General features: G+C 39.3%; 21 protein-coding genes. 2 read left to right on the plus strand and 19 right to left on the minus strand.

All coding sequences use genetic code 11. The features are described from left to right. Positions 1-128: 128 nt before the first annotated feature. The 18 genes from HMPREF9088_RS07445 to HMPREF9088_RS12085 all read right to left on the minus strand — a co-directional run bounded on the left by HMPREF9088_RS07445 (position 129) and on the right by HMPREF9088_RS12085 (position 14940). The gene (locus HMPREF9088_RS07445; protein ID WP_007208582.1) at positions 129-914 is read right to left on the minus strand and encodes an acetyl-CoA carboxylase carboxyl transferase subunit alpha; all 786 of its coding nucleotides are present in this window, start codon (positions 912-914) and stop codon (positions 129-131) included. Positions 915-916: 2 nt separating this feature from the next. Continuing rightward, entirely contained in the window at positions 917-1777 is an 861-nt protein-coding gene (accD, locus tag HMPREF9088_RS07450) for an acetyl-CoA carboxylase, carboxyltransferase subunit beta (RefSeq protein ID WP_007208583.1), read from the minus strand. A gap of 12 nt (positions 1778-1789) precedes the next feature. Continuing rightward, a complete protein-coding gene (locus tag HMPREF9088_RS07455; RefSeq protein ID WP_007208584.1) occupies positions 1790-3154 on the minus strand; it encodes an acetyl-CoA carboxylase biotin carboxylase subunit in 1365 nt (454 codons plus the stop codon). Positions 3155-3162: 8 nt separating this feature from the next. Next, on the minus strand, positions 3163-3591 hold the full coding sequence (gene fabZ, locus HMPREF9088_RS07460) for a 3-hydroxyacyl-ACP dehydratase FabZ (protein ID WP_007208585.1): 429 nt from the start codon (positions 3589-3591) through the stop codon (positions 3163-3165). Positions 3592-3594: 3 nt separating this feature from the next. Further along, complete coding sequence (gene accB / locus HMPREF9088_RS07465; protein WP_007208586.1) at positions 3595-4062, minus strand: acetyl-CoA carboxylase biotin carboxyl carrier protein; 468 nt, start codon at positions 4060-4062, stop codon at positions 3595-3597. Beyond that, positions 4059-5300: a beta-ketoacyl-ACP synthase II gene (gene fabF, locus HMPREF9088_RS07470; protein ID WP_007208587.1), complete on the minus strand. Its 1242-nt coding sequence runs from the start codon at positions 5298-5300 to the stop codon at positions 4059-4061. The genes accB and fabF overlap by 4 nt, the downstream gene beginning before the upstream one ends. A gap of 12 nt (positions 5301-5312) precedes the next feature. Beyond that, positions 5313-6050: a 3-oxoacyl-[acyl-carrier-protein] reductase gene (gene fabG / locus HMPREF9088_RS07475; RefSeq protein WP_007208588.1), complete on the minus strand. Its 738-nt coding sequence runs from the start codon at positions 6048-6050 to the stop codon at positions 5313-5315. Positions 6051-6059: 9 nt separating this feature from the next. Then, positions 6060-6989 carry an ACP S-malonyltransferase gene (fabD, locus tag HMPREF9088_RS07480; RefSeq protein ID WP_007208589.1) on the minus strand — a complete coding sequence of 310 codons (930 nt, stop codon included), beginning with the start codon at positions 6987-6989 and terminating at the stop codon, positions 6060-6062. Positions 6990-7042: 53 nt separating this feature from the next. Further along, the gene (locus HMPREF9088_RS07485) at positions 7043-7267 is read right to left on the minus strand and encodes an acyl carrier protein (protein ID WP_007208590.1); all 225 of its coding nucleotides are present in this window, start codon (positions 7265-7267) and stop codon (positions 7043-7045) included. 31 nt (positions 7268-7298) lie between these two features. After that, positions 7299-8252 carry a beta-ketoacyl-ACP synthase III gene (locus tag HMPREF9088_RS07490; RefSeq protein ID WP_040367358.1) on the minus strand — a complete coding sequence of 318 codons (954 nt, stop codon included), beginning with the start codon at positions 8250-8252 and terminating at the stop codon, positions 7299-7301. A gap of 9 nt (positions 8253-8261) precedes the next feature. Continuing rightward, positions 8262-8702, minus strand: a complete 441-nt coding sequence (gene fabT, locus HMPREF9088_RS07495; RefSeq protein ID WP_007208592.1) for a fatty acid biosynthesis transcriptional regulator FabT — start codon at positions 8700-8702, stop codon at positions 8262-8264. Between the two features lie 210 nt (positions 8703-8912). Then, entirely contained in the window at positions 8913-9143 is a 231-nt protein-coding gene (locus HMPREF9088_RS07500) for a YkuJ family protein (RefSeq protein ID WP_007208594.1), read from the minus strand. A gap of 87 nt (positions 9144-9230) precedes the next feature. Next, the gene (locus HMPREF9088_RS07505) at positions 9231-10106 is read right to left on the minus strand and encodes an NAD(P)-dependent oxidoreductase (RefSeq protein ID WP_007208595.1); all 876 of its coding nucleotides are present in this window, start codon (positions 10104-10106) and stop codon (positions 9231-9233) included. A 67-nt stretch (positions 10107-10173) separates the two neighbouring features. Continuing rightward, positions 10174-11409: a glycosyltransferase family 4 protein gene (locus HMPREF9088_RS07510; RefSeq protein WP_040366784.1), complete on the minus strand. Its 1236-nt coding sequence runs from the start codon at positions 11407-11409 to the stop codon at positions 10174-10176. A gap of 16 nt (positions 11410-11425) precedes the next feature. Beyond that, a complete protein-coding gene (locus HMPREF9088_RS07515; RefSeq protein WP_007208597.1) occupies positions 11426-12457 on the minus strand; it encodes a glycosyltransferase family 4 protein in 1032 nt (343 codons plus the stop codon). A gap of 158 nt (positions 12458-12615) precedes the next feature. Then, positions 12616-14343 carry a phosphoenolpyruvate--protein phosphotransferase gene (ptsP, locus tag HMPREF9088_RS07520; protein WP_007208598.1) on the minus strand — a complete coding sequence of 576 codons (1728 nt, stop codon included), beginning with the start codon at positions 14341-14343 and terminating at the stop codon, positions 12616-12618. After that, entirely contained in the window at positions 14343-14609 is a 267-nt protein-coding gene (locus HMPREF9088_RS07525) for a phosphocarrier protein HPr (RefSeq protein ID WP_007208599.1), read from the minus strand. Before HMPREF9088_RS07525 ends, ptsP begins: the two co-directional genes overlap by 1 nt. Positions 14610-14763: 154 nt before the next feature. Then, on the minus strand, positions 14764-14940 hold the full coding sequence (locus HMPREF9088_RS12085) for a hypothetical protein (RefSeq protein WP_007208600.1): 177 nt from the start codon (positions 14938-14940) through the stop codon (positions 14764-14766). A 158-nt stretch (positions 14941-15098) separates the two neighbouring features. Here HMPREF9088_RS12085 and HMPREF9088_RS07530 point away from each other — a divergent pair, with 158 nt between their 5' ends. Both HMPREF9088_RS07530 and HMPREF9088_RS07535 read left to right on the plus strand, forming a co-directional pair. Next, positions 15099-17315 (plus strand): ATP-dependent Clp protease ATP-binding subunit, encoded by a 2217-nt coding sequence (locus HMPREF9088_RS07530; RefSeq protein ID WP_040367360.1) that lies wholly within the window; start codon positions 15099-15101, stop codon positions 17313-17315. Positions 17316-17536: 221 nt separating this feature from the next. Beyond that, positions 17537-17848, plus strand: a complete 312-nt coding sequence (locus HMPREF9088_RS07535; RefSeq protein ID WP_007208602.1) for a DUF1827 family protein — start codon at positions 17537-17539, stop codon at positions 17846-17848. Positions 17849-17887: 39 nt separating this feature from the next. Here the strand turns inward: HMPREF9088_RS07535 and HMPREF9088_RS07540 are convergent, their stop codons facing one another. After that, on the minus strand, positions 17888-19468 hold the full coding sequence (locus HMPREF9088_RS07540) for a peptide chain release factor 3 (protein WP_007208603.1): 1581 nt from the start codon (positions 19466-19468) through the stop codon (positions 17888-17890). Positions 19469-19548 lie beyond the last annotated feature (80 nt).

A 19548-nucleotide genomic window follows, 5' to 3' on the forward strand; every position in this document is an offset into this window, starting at 1 on the left:
ATAGATTAGATGCAGAATAAAGGACATTTTTATAAAAAATTTGGATAATCTTTATATTTATTCAAAAAAAGGAATGTGACAAAATCCCGTCACACTCCTCTTAAACATACCTATCTTCCAATAAACGTTTAATATGCACGGTACCGATTGTACCTATTTTGTACCAATTCCTCTTCATCCAAAGCCATCAATTCGGTTAATTTTCTTGATATGTCCTCTTTCAAACGGGTAACAATCTCTTCTTGAGGAAGAGGACGACCACGAAACGTCTCTGGAATCACACGCTCGATGACCTTCATTTGCTTTAGCTCGCTTGCGGTGATTTTCATTAACTCAGCCGCTTCCGGCGCTTTCTTGCCATCTTTCCATAAGATTGATGCGAATCCTTCAGGTGATAATATCGCATAGATCGAGTGCTCCATCATCCATACTTCGTCTGCTGCGGCTAGAGCTAAGGCACCACCACTACCACCCTCACCGATAATGATGGCTAAAATAGGTGTTTTAAGGTCAGACATTTCGAGTAAGTTTCTAGCGATGGCCTCGCCTTCTCCGCGCTCCTCTGCCCCAACCCCGCAAAATGCACCAGCTGTATTGATTAGCGTCACGATGGGGCGCTGGAATTTCTCTGCTTGCTTCATCAAGCGCAATGCTTTACGGTAGCCCTCTGGATGAGGTGACCCAAAATTTCGGCGTAAATTCTCAGGTAAATTTTTTCCTTTTTGAATACCTACTACAGTCACCGGCTTGCCTGCCAAAAGCCCAACACCACCAACAATTGCTTCATCATCTGCATAAAGACGATCCCCATGAAATTCTTGAAATTGATCAAAAACTTCCTGAATGATATCAAGCGAGGTCATGCGGTCTTTGTCACGTGCGAGCGACACGATTTCATAAGCGTTCTTTTCCATGCTTACCAGTCCCCCTTTTGGTGCAATTGAATCAACGTAGCTAAACGAGATTTTATTTCTAAACGGGGGACGATTTGATCAATGAAGCCGTGCTTTAATAGAAATTCCGCTTTTTGAAAATCTTCAGGCAGCTCTTGTTTAATCGTCTCTTCAATCACTCGACGCCCGGCAAATCCAATCAACGCTTGTGGCTCTGCTAAAATAATATCGCCTTCCATCGCGAAACTCGCAGTCACTCCACCAGTCGTAGGATCTGTCAAAATAGCTATGTACACTAACCCTGCATTACTATGACGCTTGACAGCTGCTGAAATTTTAGCCATTTGCATCAAGGAGAAAATACCTTCTTGCATCCGAGCACCTCCGGAAGCTGTAAACAAAATAACCGGTAATTTTTCACTTGTTGCTCGTTCAAAGAGCCGAGTGATTTTTTCTCCAACAACCGTCCCCATACTTCCCATAATGAAATGGGAATCCATAATGCCAATCGCAATTTCTTTTTGATCAAGTAACGCTTTGCCAGTTAATACCGCTTCGTTTAAATGCGTTTGTTTCTGTGCTTTGACAACTTTCTCACGATATCCAGGAAACGTCAAAGGATCTTTCGTTACCAAATTTTCATCCCATTCTTCGAAACTTTGCTCATCAATCGTTAACGCCAAGCGTTCCCATGCACGAATGCGGAAATTATAGCCACAGTTAGGGCAGACTTTTTCAGCTCCCATTTCTTTGGTATATAGGATATGTTTACAGCTCGGACATTTCGCCCACATATTGTCAGGCACGCTTGGTTCAGGATTCGTTGGTTGATGTCTATTTGGAGAAATGCGAATATAATCTTTTTTCTTCTTGAATAATGCCACTACGCCTCACCTCTAATCTTCAGGTTGCCAATTTGGTAGAAAGTCTTCTTGTAAAAAGGCCGTCGTATAATCACCGGCAATCACATTTGGATGACTAATCAAATCCATTTGAAACTCTGCATTGGTTTGTACACCTTCTGTTAATAATTCACCCAGAGCTCGTTGCATTTTCATTAACGCTTCAAAGCGATTCTCACCATGGACAATAATTTTTGCAATCATCGAATCATAGTATGGCGGAATTGTATACCCTGAATACATCGCACTATCCACTCTAAGCCCCATCCCACCACTTGGAAGCAATAAATTTGTAATCTTTCCTGGTGATGGCGCAAAATGAAAAGCAGGGTTTTCTGCATTAATTCGGCACTCGATGGCATGTCCTGTAAATGAAATATCCGCTTGTTCAAGATTCAATGGTTGTCCATCGGCAATTTCAATTTGCTTTTTGACAATATCGACTCCCGTCACCATTTCAGTGACAGGATGTTCCACCTGGATACGGGTATTCATTTCCATGAAATAAAAACGGCCGGCTTCGTCTCGTAAAAACTCAATTGTTCCGGCATTTTGATACTTCACTGCCTCTGCTGCTTTCACAGCTAGTTCGCCGACATAGGCACGATCACTAGTAGACAAAGCGACAGATGGCGATTCTTCGAGCACTTTTTGGTTGTTTCGTTGCAGTGAACAATCACGCTCACCTAAATGAACGATTGACCCATACTCGTCACCTAAAATTTGAACTTCAATGTGACGAGCTGGATAGATGATTTTTTCCATGTACATATCGCCATTGCCAAATGCTGCTTGGGCTTCTTGTTGAGCGGAGGAGAATAGACTTGCTAGTTCTTTTGGACTCGGTACTTTACGAATCCCTTTACCGCCACCACCAGCTGCTGCTTTCAGCATGACTGGATAGCCAATCTCCTCTGCTAATGTCAACGCTTCATCCATCGTTTTTAGAACACCTTCAGACCCAGGAATCACCGGTACTTTTGCATCAATCATCAATTGACGAGCATGAATTTTATTGCCCATTTCATCGATGGTTTGACTATTTGGCCCGATGAATTTGATTTGACATTCTTCACACATTTCGGCAAACCGGCTATTCTCTGATAAAAAACCAAAACCAGTGTGAATCGCCTCCGCTTTGGTCACGATGGCTGCGCTCAAAATTTGTTGCACATTTAAATATGAATCGGAAGCTTTAGCAGGGCCAATACAAATGGCCTCATCAGCTAGCTCCGCATGAAATGCTTCTCGATCTGCTTCGGAATAGACAGCTACTGTGCGTATACCTAACTCGCGACAGGCACGAATTATTCTGACCGCGATCTCTCCACGGTTTGCAATCAATATTTTTGAAAACATGTGTTCACCTATCCAATCATAAAGGTTAGCTCAGCTTCAGCTACTTTCTTCCCATCGACTTTGGCAATTCCCTTGCCCATGCCAGCATTGGCTTTCACTTTTAATAATTCTACTTCTAGTATCAGGGTATCACCAGGTGTAACTTTTTTGCGAAACTTCGCTTTATCGATCCCACCAAAATAAGCGGTCTTGCCTTTGAATTCCTCAATCGACAGTAATGCTACCGCGCCAGCTTGGGCCATCGCTTCAATGATTAAGACACCTGGCATGACTGGTTCATGCGGAAAATGTCCCTGAAAGAAAGGTTCGTTAATCGTTACATTTTTTTTAGCAATAATGCGTTCTCCGACTACTAACTCTTCTACACGATCAATTAATAGCATCGGATAACGATGAGGAATAATTTCTTTGATTTCTGTAATTGATAGACTTGTCATCGACTAACTCTCCTTTATTTGAATCAATGGTTGACCAAATTCTACCACTTCTTCATTTTCAACGTAAATTGCCGTTACTTCACCATTCACATCACTGACAATTTCATTCATGACTTTCATCGCCTCGATAATACATACTACTTCACCAACTTTAACTTGATCACCGACTTGTTTAAAGACGGGCTTATCGGGATTTGGTTTTAGATAAACGACTCCCACAAGTGGTGATTCAATCTGGTGTCCGCCTTCACTGGCTACAGGGGCTGAAGCTGGTGTTTCTTCAGTTGGTTGAATCTGAGGAGCAGCTACTGGGGCGCTAGGGCTATAAGCAACCTCTTCTTTTCGCGAGGATACTCCACATTGTTGATTTTTATTTAAATACAATTCAAACTGTTGTTCTTGCATGCGAAATTCAGTTAATTTCGAGTCATTCACCAAAGAAATAAGCTCTTTTATTTCTGAGAAGTTCATTTTTCTTCTCCCCATTTCTTCATTAAAATAACGGCATTGTGTCCGCCAAATCCCAACGAGTCGCTCAATGCGTACTCAAAAGTTGCAGGAATACTCGTATTTTTTACGACGTTCAGATTTATCGATGGATCTTGTTCATTCACATTGATATTCGGTGGAATAAATTGGTGCTGTAAGGCCAAAATGGTCGCAATCGCCTCTACACCTCCTGCGGCCCCTAGTAAGTGACCAGTCATTGACTTGGTACTACTTACATATGTCTCCAAATAGCTATCACCCAATCCATATTGAATAGCAGTCGCCTCTGCACCATCATTCGTAGGTGTGCTTGTGCCGTGTGCATTCACATAGCCGACTTGCTTGGCTTTAATGTTCGCTTCGGTCAATGCTTGCTTGATTGCTTTGCCGGCACCTGACCCATCAGGATTTGGCGCTGTCATATGATAGGCATCACAGGTGGCACCATAGCCGACTACCTCCGCTAGAATGGTGGCCCCTCTTTTTTGAGCATGTTCTAATGATTCGAGCATAACCACCCCAGCTCCTTCACCCATTACAAAGCCACTTCGTTCATTATCAAACGGAATGGATGCTCGGTTAGGATCTTCTTCTGTTGTCAAGGCGGTCAAAGAAGCAAAACCAGCAATACCAATTTCGCAAATCGTTGCTTCGGATCCTCCAGCTAAAATCAAATCTGAATACCCATGCTTAATATTACGGAATGCTTCGCCGATTGCATTGGTTCCTGTCGCACAAGCGGTTACCGGTGAATAACAAACGCCTTTCGCTCCGACACGCATGGCAATATTTCCTGACACCATATTGACGATTGAAAGTGGGACAAACATCGGTGATACGCGCTGAGCTCCCTTGGCATTCATGCGCGTTACTTGATCTTGAATGGTCGGTAATCCACCGATACCAGACCCAACAATGACACCAAAACGATCTGTATCAATCTCGTCAATCGAAATGTTCGCCATCGCCAATGCATCTAGGGCTGCATGAATACCATAAATAGAAAACATTTCCATTCTCTTAGTATCTTTTTTAGTAAAATATTTCTCTAAAGGAAACTCTTTCACTTCACCGGCAACATGAATGCCCGTTTCCTCAGCGTCAAATTTCGTTATCGGTCCAATGCCGTTTGTTCCCTCTTTTAGGCTTGTTAAAAAGGTGTCTGCATCATTTCCAATTGGAGAAACGACGCCAAATCCTGTAATTACTACTCGATTCATTTTTTTCCTCCTTTAATCATGCATGACTAGACCGCCATCAACATTGACGACCTGTCCTGTAATGTACGGGCTTTTTGCCAAAAACACAGCTGTTTGCGCAACATCTTCAACAGTGCCAAATGATTGCAATGGAATGGTTTGTGTCACTTGTTGTTTGACCTTATCAGAAAGCACCTCTGTCATATCGGTCTGAATAAACCCTGGAGCAATCGCATTACACGTAATTCCTCTTGCAGCAGCTTCTCGGGCCACCGTTTTCGTAAAGCCAATCACCCCTGCTTTACTTGCAGCATAGTTGGCTTGACCGATGTTACCAATTAATCCCGAAACACTTGATAGATTGATGATTGTCCCGCTGCGTTGCTTCATCATTTTCTTAACGATTAATTGGGTCATATTAAATGTCCCGACTAGATTGATTTTTAAGACATCTTCAAAATCACTAGGTGCCATACGCAACAATAATTTATCATTCGTAATTCCCGCATTATTTACCAACACAGAAATAGCTCCTAATTGAGATTCAGCTTGCTCGATCATTTCTTTAGCAGCGTCATAATCTGAGATATCACCACTAATTCCAATACAAGTCACCCCATAGGAAGCAATCGAGTCAATCATTTCCTTTGAAATGTCTTTACGACCATTTAAAATGATGTTCATTCCTTCTTTAGCAAATGCATGGGCAATTGCTAAACCAATCCCTCTTGAACTACCAGTAATAAATGCTGTTTTTCCTTTTAATTCCATCGCTTCCTCCTATCGACAATTTGCCACTGTCTCATTTAGTGTAGGTATATTTTCGATATGACTTGTCGTAAGGGTCTTATCAATTTTTTTCATAAAGCCTGACAATACTTTTCCAGGACCAATTTCGATAAAGTTCGTCACACCTAATTGTTGCAATGTTTGGATACTATCGTAAAACCGTACAGGTGACATTACTTGTTTTTCAAGTAGTGGAATAACCTCTTCATCTGTCAATACTTCAGCGGTCACATTGCCTACCACAGGAAGTCTCATTGGTGAAAAGGATACCCGTGCCAACTCCGCTTTCAAATCACTTGCTGCTTGTTTTAGTAGCGGTGTATGAAAGGGACCACTTACTTTTAGTGGCACGCAACGACGAACACCTGCTTCTTGTAACTGCACCACTGCTTGGTCGACCGCTTCTGTTTCGCCACCAATCACAATTTGTTGGGGCGTATTGTAGTTAGCAGGAGCAACAATTTGACCAGTCTCAGAGGCAACCTTGCGACAAATTTGTTCAATTAATGCAGGATCAGCATTCATGACCGCAACCATCTTGCCAGATCCTTCAGGTGCACAATCAGACATGAACTTTCCTCTTTTAGCAACCAGTTGGACCGCTTGAGAAAATGTAAGTGCTTGACTAGCTACCAAAGCAGTATACTCTCCAAGACTTAGACCAGCGACAGCCTCTGCCGTAAGCCCTTCTGCTTGTGCCACCCGCATAATTGCCGTGCTTACCGTTAGTATGGCTGGTTGTGTATATTCAGTGAGGTGCAGACGATCATTTTCTTCAAAACAAAGAGCGGCCATATCATATCCCAGACAATCACTTGCTTCTTCAAATTGTTCACGTGCCAATTTGAAATTTTCATATATATCTTGACCCATACCTGTATATTGCGACCCTTGGCCACTAAATAAAAAAGCAGTCTTCATGTATGTATTCCTTTCTAAAAAGAAAAGCCAGGCTTTCGCCCAGCCTCTAAGTATTATGCTTGTTGGTTTTCTACATATTTCACTAAATCTTCAACTGTCTTGATGCCATCTTCTGTTTCAATCTTCACATCAAACTCATCTTCAATTTCGTTAATAATTTGGAACAAATCTAAGCTATCCGCTTCTAAATCTTCTTGAATATTTGTTGTTAATTTGATTTCTTCTTTTTCTTTACCTAATTCTTCTGCCACAATTGCTTGAATTTTTTCGAATACCATTTATACATTCCTCCAAAGATTTCTTTTATAGTTATACTTGTAGCAAAAGATTGCCCCAAGTTAATCCACCGCCAAAACCAGTCAGGATAATTTTTTGCTTCCCGCCTAGTATAATCGTACCATCACCCACTGCTTCATCTAGCAATAATGGAATGGTTGCTGCCGATGTATTGCCGTAGTGCTGAATATTTTGTAAAAATTTCTCACGCGGCACTTGTAATTTTTTCGCAAAAATATCAAGAATCCGCGCATTTGCTTGATGCAACAAAAAGTAATCCACAGATTGTGCCTCATCAGCTAGTAATTCTTTGACCGATTGGACAACAGTCCGAGTCGCAAAATCAAAGATTGCTCGCCCTTCCATTTGTAAAGGATGGACGGTCTTTTGATAATCCGTCGTCTCTACTAATCCCGAGGTAAGTGCCTGACCTAGCGAGCCATTTGAATAAAGCTTTTCTTTAACAATCATCGGTTGATCACTTGCTTCAAGCACCACACCTGCTGCACCATCTCCAAACAATACTGCCGTCGAACGATCTTGCCAATCAAGCATCTTTGAGAGTACTTCTCCGCCAATCACCAATCCACACTTAGCTCCTGTTTGGATAAGTTTATTTGCCAATGATAGTGCATAGACGAATCCTGAGCAGGCGACACTAATATCAAATGCATAGGCATTCGTAGCTTGAATTGCTCCTTGCACCATGCAAGCTACTGAAGGGGTGTGATAATCAGGTGTCATCGTCGCAATAATAATAAAGTCAAGGTCACTACTTTGTTTCTTCACTTTTTGTAAAAGTGTGTTGGCGACGTGAATACATAAATCTGACGTATTCTCATTTTCTGCGATGTGTCGTTGTCTAATACCTGTTCGGCTAGCAATCCATTCATCACTTGTCTCCATCACTTTTGCTAAATCATCATTTGTCACTACTTTAGGCGGAAGGTAACTCGCAGTTGCCGTAATCCGTCCATAACTAACCATCTCATCCACTCACTTGTACTCTTGCAAAAAATTATGCAAATTATCTAGCGCTTTAAGTAACGCCGAAGATTGTTCTCCATCCATGCCCTTGATAACAGCTTTAATCATTTCTCGATGAAAGTGTTGATGAACACGAAAAATTAATTTTCCTTTTTTTGTCAAACCTAATTTCACAACACGTCGATCATCTTCACTTCGAATTCGTTCGACATATCCTTTTTTAACTAAGCGATTAATCGCAATTGTTAACGTGCCCACAGTATTAGATAGTTCATTTGCCACTTCCGTAGTTGTTTTCTTCTTGTACATACCTATCGCTTCGATGGTATGCATTTCAGTAATCGATAAATCTTTGAATTGCGATTTTTTTAATTCAGATTCTTCAATCACCAAAATATCATTGAATACTTCTACTAATAAATCGTTAATTTCTTCAAAATTTTGTTCCATAATGTGCCCACCCAGATAGTTTGATTGTCAAATGATTTGATAATCAAACTATAAATTAAGAAAATAAAAAAAGCAAGTATTAATTTATAAAAACCACTTTTCCTCATGAAAATGTGCGTATATAACTACTTTCTTTATTAAAAAAATCTTAAAATAATTTGATTGTCAAATTATTATTATAAAAAAAAGAGCAACTATTGCTCTTTTTGATTATTGGATTAAATCGTAAATTTCCATAGCAACAATATCAATGTTATCAAATTGATACGGTTGATTTGATTCTGCTTCGGTTAATTCAAATGTTTCAGTTGAACGATCATAGGTAACTGTGCACTTTTCAACGCCATCTTTTTCAAAACGTCGTACTTGAACTTCATTATCTTGTGCTTCGACCATTGCTTCAAGACGTTTGATAATAGCGACTAATTGCGAACTCTTCATTCGGCAATCCTCCCTTTCCTTACTTCTGTTACATTGTAACAGAAGCAAGGTTAACTTGCATTTGTTTTCAGGAAAAAAAATATCTTTTTAAGATTTTTTTTCATTCTCCCACCAAAGTTTGATTAAAGCCTGTGTACCATCATTTTCAAATCCTTGATCTGCTAATTGTTCATACAGTCTTGTTGCTAAGGAAGTGCTAGGTAAGTCAAAATTCATCGCTTTGGCTTCATCGAGCGCTATTTTCAAATCTTTAATAAAGTGTTTTACGAAGAAACCTGGTGAATAGTCTTCTTTAAGAATTCTTGGCCCATAATTCAACATCGACCAATTTTCTGCACTCCCGCCACCAAGAGTATGGATGACTTTTGGTAAATCTAAGCCTGCAGCATTGGCATAGACAAGCATTTCAGTCATTCCCGTCATCGTACCTGCAATCATGATTTGATTCGCCATTTTTGTATGCTGGCCGCTTCCTGCACCACCATGAAAGGAGTACGTCTTACCTACAATTTCAAAAAATGGGAGAACTTTCTCGTACGTTTCTTCCTCACCACCTACCATGATGGTTAAGGTCGCATTCTTGGCCCCTAAATCCCCGCCTGAAACTGGAGCATCTAAGCTGGCCGCTCCCACTTTTTGAGCTTCATGATAAATTTTTTCGGCTAGAGACGGCGTACTTGTCGTAAAGTCAACAAGTGTTTTCCCTGCTAAATTCGCTTTAAATAAACCTTTATCACCAAAGTAAATTTCTTCCACATCTTTAGGATAGCCAACCATTGAAAAAACAAACTCAGCATTCGTAGCAACTTCTGTCGGAGTGTCACACCAAGTCGCTCCATCGTTTACAAGATCATCAGTTTTTGATTTAGTACGATTGTAGACATATAATTCATGCCCAGCATTTTGCAAATGTTGTACCATAGCATGGCCCATTACACCAGTACCGATAAATCCAAGTTTCATTTTTCATTCCTCCAATCAAAAATCACAAGTCTAGTATAAGCTATCCTTGTGATCTTAAGCGAATATTTTAATCGATAGATGATCTTTTTAAGCTTGGTAACTTCATTTTCATCTTTTTTAAGATAACTTCTTCTTGCTTTTCTTCTCGTTCCAACTGATTTAGGGCAATCAAATCTTCATAAAATTCAATAATTTTCGCTCCGAATTTTTCAGCAGATATCTCATATAGTTTCTTTGCTAAGATAGCGGGATCCATCGCTATCTTTTGATCTACATAATTGATGACTGCATTTGCAAAGTCTTCATCGGTCTCAAAGGTAGTTCCTAAGCAATCGTAATTGATTAAATTATTTAGGTAATCATTTCCTTCAACGATCAGCTGTGTTCCAGCTGCCATCGCTTCCGTGTACGTCAAGCCTTGCGTTTCAGAGGTTGACGTACTAACAAAATAGTCGGCTGCATGATAATAGATTGCTACTTCATTATTCGGAACTTCTCCGACAAAAGTGACAAACTTCTCGACTTGTTTCTGCTTGACCAAAACTTCTAAATCTTCGCGATATGGTCCATCACCCACGATAACTAACTTCACATTTGGTTTCATTTTTAAAATAGCTGGTAGTCCATAGATTATTGCCTGAATATTTTTTTCATATGACAAACGACTCAATGATAGCAACATCACCTGATTTTCATCAATCCCTAATGACCTACGTGTCTTTTGTGACATTTCAGGTGTGATATCTGGACGTTCAAATTTGTCTATTTCAATACCTGTTGGAATAATTCGCATTGGGATCGATACACCATACTCTTTTAAGGTCTTAATGACTCTTTCACTAGGGCAAATCACACCACTGGAATGATTCACAAACAAGCGAGAAAAATATTTGACATGAGCTGGTCGTATAACTTTTCCATTGGCAATATAATGCAAATAGTCTTCATACATCGTGTGATACGTATGAACAACAGGAATTTTCATTTTTTTACCAACCATTTTACCTAAAATACCAGCACCAAACTCAGTGTGTGTATGAATTAAATCTAGCTCAAGCTCTTTCGCTATCAAATAGGCATACCACATTCCTCTTACAACGACACGGCGATCGGTGAAAGAGACAAATGGCACACTCGGCATGCGAATAATTCCTTCATCAAATCGCGGAGCATTTGGGTCAGTAGTCGTAAAAATATACACTTGATGACCATGCTCTTCTAGCTGGTCTTTTAATGTCTTAATGGATGTCGCTACTCCACTCACCTGTGGAAAATAAGTATCCGTGAAGAAACCAATTTTCAAGAATAGCACTCCTCTCTTATGAACGATATTTTTTATAGGTAGTCATATAATAGTTATACCAAAGCTTTGCAACTGCCGCTTCAGAATATTTCTGAGCGGCTCTTTGAGATGCTTGACGCCACTGAGCCAATTTAGGACGATTAGAATCCAAGACAGCTATCTTTTGTTGCATATCCGCTCGATCTTTACAGCCAATATAAAAGCCTTCAATGACTGATTGATACAACTCTAGCTCTCTTACCATCACCGGCGTACCGCAATTAAAAGCCTCTAAAATGCTCATTGGAAATAATTCGTTATATGAAGGCAGTAAAAAAATGGTGGCAATATTATAATAATCAACTAATGTCTCACGGTCAACAATTCCAGGAAAGTACAAATTTTTAGGTGGGTTTTTATATACTTTTTCATAGTCAGCATACCCGTCTGTAATCTTCCCGAATGAAAAACCGCCCGCCCAAATAAACTTCCATTGAGGGTTGTCTTTGGCAAGTTGGATAAAATCGTCCAGTCCTTTTCTTTTTTGAATCTGACCCACACCCAAAATGACCATATCGCCTTCATCATACCCTAATCGAGAGCGAATCTGATTTTTTTGTTCTTCAGTCTTTTCATAAAACTCGCTTTGTGAGACAAAGTTAGGAATATAGGTGATCTTGTCCTGGTCGCATCCTGTGCGCAATAATGCGGGGATAAAGCTTGGATTCACGACGACCAACTCATCCATCCGTCGATAAAAATCAAGCAAATACCAATTAAAAATTTTTTGGAATGGTTTATATAATTCAATACTTCCCTCTAGTGTCTCTGGTAAAAAATGAACATAACCAACTCTTACTCCTCTAGCTTTTTTTAAAAAAGTAGACAAATAAAAGGGGAAATTCACTGTATGATAATGGGAAATATCTGCTTTTTTCCAAGAATTAATCTTTATTTTAAATTCAGTCGGAAATTCTCTACGCAACATCTTAACAAGCTCTAAATAGGCACTGCCAACTCCTTGCCCTTTGACCTCATCAGCGCGCGAAAACATAGTGATTTTTAACATGCGAGTTCCTCTCTCCAAGCTAACAGCTAGTTAACAAATCTATTTTTATCTATTATATCATAGCTTTGTGTCATTCAAATAGCTCGGGCTAATGATTCTGAAACAAAAAAAGAGCTACATAGAAGGATATCCTTCTATGTAGCTCACTTAAGACTAGCCTATTCAGCGTACTCTTGAACCAATGCGACAACTTCTTCCATTGTATCACAATCATTCAAGGCACGATTTGCTAACTCTTGCATTTTTGTTGTGTCCAATTTTTTCATTAAGCTACGTGTCTTCAAGATTGAAGTAGCACTCATAGAGAACTCATCTAAGCCAATACCCATTAATAATGGAACCGCCGTTTGATCGCCCGCCATCTCTCCACACATACCAGCCCATTTACCTTCAGCATGCGCAGAATCAACAACATGTTTGATTAGGCGTAAAATTGAAGGGTTATAAGGTTGATACAAGTAAGAAACTTGTTCGTTCATTCGGTCAGCAGCCATTGTGTATTGAATTAGGTCATTCGTTCCAATACTGAAGAAATCAACTTCTTTTGCAAACTTATCCGCAAGAACAGCTGCTGCAGGGATTTCAATCATAATACCAACTTGAATATCATCAGCGACTGCAACACCTTCGTCAACGAGTTTTTGTTTCTCTTCGTTGTACAATGCTTTTGCAGCTCTAAATTCTTTCAAAGTTGCTACCATTGGGAACATAATGCGTAAATTACCATGCACAGATGCACGCAATAATGCACGCAATTGTGTACGGAACATATCGTCTCCTAATGAAGACAAGCTAATTCTTAACGCACGGTATCCTAAGAATGGGTTCATTTCGTGTGGTAATTTCAAATAAGGTAGCTCTTTGTCGCCACCGATGTCCATTGTACGAACAACAACTGGTTTGCCATCCATACCTTCCAATACTGCTTTATATGCGTTGTATTGGTCGTCTTCAGTTGGAAAATCAGGAGAATCCATGTACAAAAATTCTGTCCGGTACAAACCAACCGCTTCAGCACCATTATTGTTTACACCAGTCAAATCTTTTGGTGTACCAATATTGGCTGCTAATTCAAAATGCTTGCCATCTGCAGTCACAGTTTTAGCAAGTTTTAGTTTTTCCCATTCAGCTTTTTGTGCTGCGAAGTCTTCGCCAGCTTTAAGAAACTCTGCTTTTTCTTCTTCAGTTGGTTTGACAATAACATCTCCAGTAATACCGTTTACTGCCACAATTTCATCAGCTTTAACTTTCGCTGTAATTTCTTTTGTACCTACGATTGCAGGGATTTCTAACGAACGAGCCATAATAGCCGAGTGAGAAGTCCGTCCACCGATATCTGTTACAAAAGCTTTTACATATTGACGGTCTAGTTGTGCCGTATCACTTGGTGTCAAATCATGCGCGATAACAACGACTTCTTCATTAATCATTGAAGGATTTGGCAGCGTTACTTGTAACAAGTGAGCCAAAATACGCTTCGTTACGTCGCGGATATCTGCTGCGCGTTCTTGCATGTACGCGTTGTCATCCATTGCTTCAAACATAGAAATATACATATCTGTCACTTCTTTGAGTGCAGACTCTGCATTTACTTTGTTATCAGTAATGTTTTGTTTAATTTGTCCAATTAATTCTGGATCACTTAGCACCATCAAGTGTGCATCAAAAACCTGTGCTTCGGCTTCGCCTAAAGTCTTGGCAGCTTTATCACGAATAAATTGCAAATCTTGTGTTGACTTTGCTAAAGCTTCATCTAAACGTTTTTCTTCAGCATCTGTGTCAGAAACACTTACTTTAGAAAATGATAAATCTGGTTGAACTAATAGGTATGCTTTTGCAACAGCTACTCCATCACTTGCCGCAATTCCTTTTAGCTTTTCAACCATTATTCAGATAAACCTTCCTTTTGCATTGTTTCAGTAATTGCTGCAATTGCTTCAGCTTCGTCAGCACCTTCAGCTGAAATAGTCACGTCAGAACCTTGACCAACACCAAGAGACATAACACCCATGATAGATTTTAAATTAACTGATTTACCTTTGTATTCTAGGTTAACATCAGAATTAAATTTACTTGCTGTTTGCACCAATAATGTTGCAGGACGTGCATGGATTCCTGTTTCAGCTACTACATGAAAATCTTTCTTTTCCATAATGATCAATCTCCTTCATTCAACGAATAATTTTTTTAGAGTTTGCTCCTCTCATCTGAGTTTGTTCAGAAGAAAACAGTACCCCTTCAATTGTTTAGATTACCATTTTTTTCGTTCTTAGACAACCGTTTTACTGGGATATTCCTATTATTCATTATTTTTTATAACGATACGTAATCTGCCCATTCAAACTAGCCTCACCTACAAAGGCATTTCGGTCTTCTTCCTTCAGCCATACTTCTCGAAATGTTAAAAACTCTTCTCGGTTTACGACTAGCTCTGCACAGTTACCTTGCCTCAATTCCTCAAGCTCTTGTTTATAATCTCGCATACTCCTCACCTCATGTTATAGTTTATATTTTTATTATAATTAAGAATAGTGAAAAACCAAATTGTTGAAAGTTTTTTATTTTTTTGTATAATTACTTTAAAGGTCAATATTGGTCAATCAATACTGACTTAATTTATGAAAAGAAAGGTCGTGAGCCCATGCTTTGTCAAAATTGTGGAAAAAATGAAGCAACTATCCATTTGTATGCTAACGTTGCTGGCCAACGCAAACAAATTGATTATTGTCAAAGTTGCTATCAAAAAATTAAGGCTCAACAAGAAGGAAGTGCTGGTCAAATGATGCAAAAAGATCCATTTGGATTCGGAAATTTAGATGACTTTTTCCGTCAAATGTCACAACAAATGAACTCTTCTAATAATACCCAAACCCCACCTACTCAAACTGGAGGCGGCAATAACCAACCACCTAGAGATAACGGTTTACAAGGTATTTTAGGTGAATATGGGATTAACATGACTAAATTGGCACGCGAAGGAAAAATCGATCCTGTTGTCGGTCGCGACAAAGAAATTGAACGTGTCATTGAAATTTTAAATCGCCGAACTAAAAATAATCCTGTTCTAGTAGGTGAACCGGGTGTCGGAAAAACTGCGGTTGTAGAAGGATTAGCCCAAAAAATCATTGACGGTGAAGTCCCTCAAAAACTACTAAACAAAGAAGTCGTTCGATTGGACGTTGCTTCACTGGTACAAGGTACTGGAATCCGAGGTCAATTCGAAGAACGGCTGCAAAAATTGCTGCAAGAAATCAAAGATGCTGAAACTATTATTCTATTCATTGATGAAATTCATGAAATTGTTGGTGCAGGATCGGCTGGAGATGGGAATTTGGATGCCGGTAATATCTTAAAACCCGCACTCGCTCGTGGCGAAATCCAACTTGTCGGAGCAACAACCTTAAATGAATACCGAATCATCGAAAAAGATGCTGCCCTTGAGCGAAGAATGCAACCAGTCAAAGTCAACGAACCTTCTATTGAAGAAACAATTCGTATTTTAAAAGGGTTGCAACCAAGGTATGAATCTTATCATCATGTGCACTATACTGATGAAGCAATCAGAGCTGCAGCAGAACTATCAAATCGCTACATTCAAGATCGCTATCTGCCAGATAAAGCAATTGACTTACTCGATGAAACAGGTTCAAAAGAAAACTTAACCATTCAGTTTACTGACCCTAAATTAATCGAACAAAAATTACAATATGCCCAAGAGCAAAAAAACTTAGCGTCACGTGAAGAAGATTATGAAAAAGCTGCTTACTATCGTGATCAAGTGACCAAATTACAAAAGCTTAAAGAAAAACAAGTATCCGATGAAGATATTCCTGTCATTACGGAAAAAACGATGGAAAAATTGGTCGAACAACGAACAGGTATTCCAGTCGGGGAACTAAAAGAAAAAGAACAGACACAATTGCGTAATCTTGCAGACGATATTAAAAAACATGTCATCGGTCAAGATGAAGCTGTAGACAAAGTAGCAAAAGCTATCCGTCGTAATCGTATCGGACTTGGCAAGAAAAATCGTCCAATTGGTTCGTTCTTATTTGTCGGTCCAACTGGTGTCGGTAAGACCGAGCTTGCTAAGCAATTAGCCTATGAATTATTTGGATCAACAGAATCCATGATTCGATTTGATATGTCTGAGTACATGGAAAAACATAGCGTCTCAAAATTAATCGGTTCGCCTCCTGGTTATGTCGGCTATGAAGAAGCTGGTCAACTAACAGAACAAGTACGTCGCAATCCTTACAGCTTGATTCTTTTAGATGAAATCGAAAAAGCCCATCCCGATGTCTTGCATATGTTCCTCCAAATCCTAGACGATGGTCGATTGACTGATGCACAAGGCCGAACCGTTAGCTTTAAAGATACCTTAATTATTATGACAAGTAATGCTGGTACAGGCAATGTCGAAGCAAGTGTTGGCTTTGGTGCGTCCATTACTGGTACAAATAAATCGGTGTTAAACCAATTATCAAACTATTTTGTCCCTGAATTTCTTAATCGCTTTGATGGCATTATCGAGTTTAAAGCCTTACGCAAAGAACAACTACAAGCTATTGTCGGCTTGATGATTGATGAAGTAAATGACATGTTGCACCAACAAAAACTGCACCTTGATGTGCCAGTGGCTGTTCGAGAAAAGATAGTCGAACTAGGCTACAATCCTTCAATGGGAGCTCGACCACTTAGAAGAACCATTCAAGATACGCTGGAAGACGGTGTAGCAGAATATTACCTAGATCATCCTGAAGTGCATGACTTGCAAGCGACATTAGATGACAACGAGCACATTTTAATTGAAGCGCAAACTGAACCAGTTGTAATCAAAGAAAGTGTAGAAGACTAAGTAAAAGGAGTGTGATTAATTTTGTCACACTCCTTTTACTATGGAAAATTTGAAGCAAATTCTTTTTTTTTTGATTCATTAGAATTAGAAAACCACTTTTTTGGTCTTTTACCTAAATAAATGTGTGCTTTTCGTGTTTTCTACTTTCTATTTTTTATAAAACTAATTATAATTAATTATGAATATAAGTTTTTTTATTCCACAACGAAGAAGGTGAGAAAATGAAACTAATTAACGTAACCAATAGCCATTCTAGACTAGTCATGCAACAATTAGAGCACACAGACGCGGAAATGGTAAAAGTGTATACTGCTGGAGACATTACAGTTGTATATACAGTAGCACCGACTCATTATGAAATATTATTAATCAATAAAAAAAGAGCGATCAAACCAACTGAAGTTGAAGATATTCGCGCCTACTTCTTAAAAAAAATTCCTAGCGAAAATTACAATAGCTCCGCGATATCCATGATTCAGACTCCTGGTCTAGTTGAAATTTCTATTCCTCGAACAAACACCATTAACCGCTAAAAAGTGCCACTGCATTTATTTGCAGTGACACTTTTTTTCTTACATCAACTTATGCAATTCAATCTGCGGGTACTTCTCCATAAACCATCTTTCAGCAAATTGATTTTCAAATAAAAACAACGGTTGGTCAAAACGGTCTTTCGCTAAGATATTGCGACTAGAGCTCATCCGTTCATCCAAATCTTTCGGATCAATCCATCGAGCAATCTTATGGCCAAGCGGTGTCATAATGACTTCTGAGTTGTATTCATTCATCATACGATACTGGAAGACTTCAAATTGTAGCTGACCTACTGCACCCAAAATATATTCATCCGCTAAGTAAGTTTTGTACAGTTGAATCGCACCTTCTTGGACTAACTGATAAATGCCTTTATGAAATGACTTTTGCTTCATCACATTTTTAGCCGTGACTTTCATAAATAGCTCCGGCGTAAATGATGGCAATTCTTCATAATTGATCTTTAATTTACCTTCTGTTAACGTATCCCCAATTTGATAATTACCAGTATCGTAAACACCGATAATATCCCCGGCAACTGCTTGCTCGATATTTTCTCTCGCATCAGCCATAAATTGTGTCACGTTGTTTAGCTTCATTTTTTTACCCGTTCGCTGTAACGTCACATCCATGCCGCGTTCAAATGTTCCTGAACAAATTCGAACAAAGGCAATACGGTCACGATGGGCCGGATTCATATTTGCTTGAATTTTAAAGACGAAGCCTGAGAATTCTTCTTCATCTGGACGAATCAATTCGCCATCGACTGTCATATTGCTATGCGGCGCAGGTGCGAATTTTAGGAATGTTTCTAAAAATGTTTGCACACCAAAGTTCGTTAATGCCGAGCCAAAAAAGACAGGCGTTTGATTTCCTTTTGCGATTTTTTCAACATCGAATGTATCGCCAGCTTCTTTCAATAACTCAACTTCTTCTAATACTTGATGATATAAGCTGTTCTCAGTTAATGCATGATCGCCTGAAAGTTCACCATTCGCATCTAACTTAACAAAGCGTTGATCTCCATATTGCTCAGGACGATAAAATTCAATGCGCTCATTATAAATATCATATAAGCCTTCTAATCCCCGTCCCATACCAATCGGCCAATTCATTGGGTAAGACTCAATATCCAATAGTTCCTCTAATTCTTCTAATAAGTCTAATGGTTCCCGACCATCACGATCCAACTTATTGATGAAGGTGAAAATTGGGATTCCTCTTTTTTTCACGACTTGAAAAAGTTTCTTTGTTTGCGCTTCAATCCCTTTGGCACTATCAATAACCATGACGGCACTATCCACTGCCATCAGTGTTCGATAAGTATCTTCAGAGAAATCCTCATGTCCTGGCGTATCTAAAATGTTTACTTTTTTATCTTGGTAATCAAATTGCATCACTGAACTTGTCACGGAAATCCCACGTTGTTTTTCAATTTCCATCCAGTCAGATTTGGCAAAATTGCCCGTTTTTTTCCCTTTTACAGTTCCTGCTTGGCGAATAGCGCCGCCAAATAATAATAACTGCTCTGTGATAGTCGTTTTCCCAGCATCCGGATGGGAAATAATCGCAAATGTTCGCCGACTATCTACCTGTTCTTTTAAATTTGTATTTTTCATATAGTATCACTCGTTAAGAGCACTTGCCTCCTCTTATAGCTTGTCTTACTTTCACAACTGATTTAGTATAGCATGATTTG

It is taken from the genome of Enterococcus italicus DSM 15952 (genome assembly GCF_000185365.1).
Lineage (GTDB): Bacteria > Bacillota > Bacilli > Lactobacillales > Enterococcaceae > Enterococcus_G > Enterococcus_G italicus.

Bases quoted from the DNA above. Each gene is read 5' to 3' on its own strand.
- HMPREF9088_RS07445 (WP_007208582.1), bottom strand. From the start codon at position 914: ATGGAAAAGAACGCTTATGAAATCGTGTCGCTCGCACGTGACAAAGAC.
- HMPREF9088_RS07455 (WP_007208584.1), bottom strand. From the start codon at position 3,154: ATGTTTTCAAAAATATTGATTGCAAACCGTGGAGAGATCGCGGTCAGA.
- fabZ (WP_007208585.1), bottom strand. From the start codon at position 3,591: ATGACAAGTCTATCAATTACAGAAATCAAAGAAATTATTCCTCATCGT.
- accB (WP_007208586.1), bottom strand. From the start codon at position 4,062: ATGAACTTCTCAGAAATAAAAGAGCTTATTTCTTTGGTGAATGACTCG.
- fabF (WP_007208587.1), bottom strand. From the start codon at position 5,300: ATGAATCGAGTAGTAATTACAGGATTTGGCGTCGTTTCTCCAATTGGA.
- fabG (WP_007208588.1), bottom strand. From the start codon at position 6,050: ATGGAATTAAAAGGAAAAACAGCATTTATTACTGGTAGTTCAAGAGGG.
- fabD (WP_007208589.1), bottom strand. From the start codon at position 6,989: ATGAAGACTGCTTTTTTATTTAGTGGCCAAGGGTCGCAATATACAGGT.
- HMPREF9088_RS07485 (WP_007208590.1), bottom strand. From the start codon at position 7,267: ATGGTATTCGAAAAAATTCAAGCAATTGTGGCAGAAGAATTAGGTAAA.
- HMPREF9088_RS07490 (WP_040367358.1), bottom strand. From the start codon at position 8,252: ATGGTTAGTTATGGACGGATTACGGCAACTGCGAGTTACCTTCCGCCT.
- fabT (WP_007208592.1), bottom strand. From the start codon at position 8,702: ATGGAACAAAATTTTGAAGAAATTAACGATTTATTAGTAGAAGTATTC.
- HMPREF9088_RS07500 (WP_007208594.1), bottom strand. From the start codon at position 9,143: ATGAAGAGTTCGCAATTAGTCGCTATTATCAAACGTCTTGAAGCAATG.
- HMPREF9088_RS07505 (WP_007208595.1), bottom strand. From the start codon at position 10,106: ATGAAACTTGGATTTATCGGTACTGGTGTAATGGGCCATGCTATGGTA.
- HMPREF9088_RS07515 (WP_007208597.1), bottom strand. From the start codon at position 12,457: ATGTTAAAAATCACTATGTTTTCGCGCGCTGATGAGGTCAAAGGGCAA.
- ptsP (WP_007208598.1), bottom strand. From the start codon at position 14,343: ATGGTTGAAAAGCTAAAAGGAATTGCGGCAAGTGATGGAGTAGCTGTT.
- HMPREF9088_RS07525 (WP_007208599.1), bottom strand. From the start codon at position 14,609: ATGGAAAAGAAAGATTTTCATGTAGTAGCTGAAACAGGAATCCATGCA.
- HMPREF9088_RS12085 (WP_007208600.1), bottom strand. From the start codon at position 14,940: ATGCGAGATTATAAACAAGAGCTTGAGGAATTGAGGCAAGGTAACTGT.
- HMPREF9088_RS07530 (WP_040367360.1), top strand. From the start codon at position 15,099: ATGCTTTGTCAAAATTGTGGAAAAAATGAAGCAACTATCCATTTGTAT.
- HMPREF9088_RS07535 (WP_007208602.1), top strand. From the start codon at position 17,537: ATGAAACTAATTAACGTAACCAATAGCCATTCTAGACTAGTCATGCAA.
- HMPREF9088_RS07540 (WP_007208603.1), bottom strand. From the start codon at position 19,468: ATGAAAAATACAAATTTAAAAGAACAGGTAGATAGTCGGCGAACATTT.